Source organism: Nocardia araoensis NBRC 100135 (assembly GCF_000308435.1).
Classification (GTDB): Bacteria; Actinomycetota; Actinomycetes; order Mycobacteriales; family Mycobacteriaceae; genus Nocardia; species Nocardia araoensis.
Genome location: NZ_BAFR01000295.1, coordinates 1 through 3,272, shown reverse-complemented (window position 1 = coordinate 3,272; position 3,272 = coordinate 1). Strand labels below are relative to the sequence as shown.

At 72.5% G+C, this 3,272-nt stretch carries 2 protein-coding genes; both read left to right on the top strand.

The genetic code is table 11. The features are described 5' to 3' along the window. Positions 1 to 2,278 (top strand): hypothetical protein (locus ON21_RS30595; RefSeq protein ID WP_157171034.1); only part of this gene is annotated, 2,278 nt, incomplete at its 5' end. 147 nt (positions 2,279 to 2,425) lie between these two features. Further along, positions 2,426 to 3,272, top strand: an 847-nt coding sequence (locus tag ON21_RS30590) for a type VII secretion target (RefSeq protein WP_039803757.1), incomplete at its 3' end; no start/stop codon positions are given.

Here is a 3,272-nt window from a genome sequence, read left to right as displayed (position 1 = left end):
CCTGGTGTATCGGACCCGCAACAAGATCCTCGACATCGTCGAGGAGGCGACGGCGAGGGTCAACGCGACCAAGCGCGCTGCCGCGGCGGAGGACGACGAATCCGACGCCCAGGCCATCCGTAGCCGGATTCCCGGAATGATCGCCGCCGCACGGGAAGACGTGGAGGACGTCGTCCGGGCGGCGCTCAATTCGATCAGCCCTCAGGGGCTGCCCAGTTTGGGCTTGATCGCCGACGCGCTGGGGCAGCCGGGGCCCTGGGAGCCGGGCCATCGCAACGCGCACGACCACAGCGGCGGCGACCACGGTGCAGGCGACCGGGGACAGCACCGGCCCGCGACGGACCACTCCGGCGATCCACGGCACAACGGATCACCCCGGACCGATCGGCCGAAGGACGATACGCCCGTTGTGGTGCTCCCGGAGAACGCCGACGAGCAGCCGGTCGCCGGTACCGTCGACCCATCGGCGCCCGGAGACGAGGTCGGCAGGCAGCCGGATCCTCGCACCACCCAGGACACTTCGACCGAATCTCCGGTCACGGACCCGGTGCCCGGCCAGTATCCGCCCGGCGGAACGACGGCCGTCCCCGTCGGTCATACGCCCGGCGGGGCATCCGACGGCGGACCCGGCCTGACCGCCGCGGGCGGCCCGCCTCGCGGACAGCTCACGGACACCGAGCCCATGACTTCGGATCGGGAAGTGCCTGCGGGCGGCGGCGACCACGATGCGCCCGGCTCGGACGCGCAGGATCCGCACGGAAGGGGTTCGGATATCTCGGTCGACGAGGCCGAATCCGGGACCCACGACCGCTCCACCACCGTTTCGGCGGCGGAAACGCACGACGCCGCCGCACCCCACCAGACCGGCGATGTCGCTGTGTCCGCGGGCAGCCCGGCGGCGTCGGTGGCACCGCCCATGGTCCTTCCGCCACCCGTGGTGACGCCGGGTTCCCTGGCAGCATCGGCACCGGCCGCCTCGGCCGTCTCCAGCGGCCCGTCCGGCCCGGCGGTCTCCGCTCCAGCGGCACAGGCCGGCTCGGGTCCGCCGCAAGTGCAGGCGAAGCAGACCACGGCTCCACCCGGCGAATCGCGCGGACCGGCCGCCGCGCCCAAGGTCACGGCGGTGAGCGCGGGACCGCCCCCCGGTGCGGGCGCCGTGGGGAAGACACAGCCGCCCGAGCGGACCGCGCAGCGCGCGGACGCGGGCAAGGACGATGCGGACGACCGCGACGATTCGATGCGCAATGTCGTCGGCGCTGCCATGACCTCGGCGGCGGCCCCCGCGTTCGTCCTGGGCGCGCGAGTGGACGGAGACCTGGTGCTGGCCCGCACACTGCTCGCGGGCGTCCTTGCCGCGGGCGGCGAGGCGGTCCTCGGACTCGGGTGGGCGGTTTCGGTGATGCGCCACCAGAGCGGGATCACCGCGTTCGTCACCTCGAACGAAGGACGCGGCTGGATACCCGCCGGGCTGTACCTGCCGCGTGAGATGTCCACGCCGTGGGTGTGGGAGGTGGCCGAGAGCGCGTGGGAGGGCGTCGCGGATCCCGCGCGCGTGCTGGCGGAGTTCGGGATCGCCTGGGGGCGCAAGTCCGGTGCGCGGTTGACCGCCGTCGTCTCCTCTCGAGAAGTCGACGCCGAACTGCGACGGCAGTTGGGCGAGGTGCCGATCGAAGGGGAAGTGGCCGCCTCGTCGGCGATGGACTTCAGCGCGCCGCGGCCCAGTCTGGTCGACCGCCTCGAACTCGTCGCGGCCCCGGCGCTGGTGCAGCGCGCCGCGGCCACGCCGGAGTCGGAGATCGGGCTGCGCTGCTGGGAGTTGGCCTCCGACGCACACGTTCGGGTCCACAGCGCCGGCCTGGGTTCCCCGGCCGCGCTGGGAGCGCCCGCGGCACGCGAGCGGATTCTCGGCGCGCTGCGGCAGCGCCGCGAAGTGCCGCAGGAGTGGTGGGAGGAGCTCCGGGATGCCGACGATCTGCTCACGGCGACGATGTTGTCGCGGCGCGCCGATGTCTCGCGGGTCGCGTTGGGTGAGTTGCGTGCCGACCAAGCCGACGGCCGATACGCGTCGGAGATGAGCGGCCTGCGGGCCATGGTCTTCGAACGGCGTTGCGACGAACTCGTGCTGCTGCTGGCGGAGGCGGCGACACGACAGGTTCTGCGCGACGCGATATACGCGCACACGCAGATCGTGGGTCATCCGGCCTTCGTAGCACCGGCTCCCGCGCCCGCCGCGGCTGCGCCTCGCCGCCCGACCATCACCGCGGGGCCGGGCCGCTGATCAGTAGCTGGGATACCGCGATCGTCGAAAAGCGTTGCCACCCAAGGCCAGTGCGCAAGTGCCGGAACGGGCGACCGCCGTGTACTCCCCACTCATGGGAAGGATCGACAATAGGGGGACGTGTGGTGGGAAAGGATCTGATCGAGCATGCCGAACAGCATGGAAATCGACCCTGCGGTTTTGCGTCAGCTGGCCGACCAACACAGTCGGGTGGCCGCCGATACCAGGGAATGGGCCAAGCCGCCGGTGGATTGGCTCGCGAGCTTCCTGCCCACCTATGGCAAGATCGCCTACCCCGTCTATGAAGCGCTGGAGCGATACTACGACGCACGGCAGCGTGCGGGCGAAGCGCTGGCCAGCGAACACGATCGCACCGCCGCATCGTTGCGTGCGTCCGCGGACGCCTACGAGCAATCCGACGACCAGTTCGCCCAGCACATCCGGCAGGTGGCCGGCCTCACCGATCAGCCGTCCCCGGTGCCGGGAAGCTCGACCGATCCGTTCGGTACGGACCGGCCCACGACGCCGTCCGTGTCCACGCTAGGGGCATCGCCCGATGCCGACCCGGTGACGGCCGGTCCCGGTTCCGCCGGTCGCGATTCGGCCGCCCCCGACGGCACTCAGACCGACCCGCTCGCCACTTCGCAGGGCAAACCCGGCGAGGCGTCCCCGACCGCAGCGGGCGTGCCCGGCGCGACCGCCGCGTCGACGGACCCGGTGAGCGCCAACGGCACCGGCACGCCGAACGCGACGGGAACGACGACACCGGGTGGCCCGTCGAGCACCGGCGTGACAGCGCCCTCGGCCGCGGGCATGCCGCCCGCCGGGGTCGGCCCGCTCAACGGAGCCCCGGACGATCGAGGCGCTACGCAACCGCCCACCGGCGCGACGGGCCGGTCGGATCTGCCGCCCATGCCGGTGCCGGTGGGGAGCCCGTTCGCGGCCGCCGTCGCCTCGGCGAAGGACAAGGAGGCCGAACCCGCGTACGTGGTGG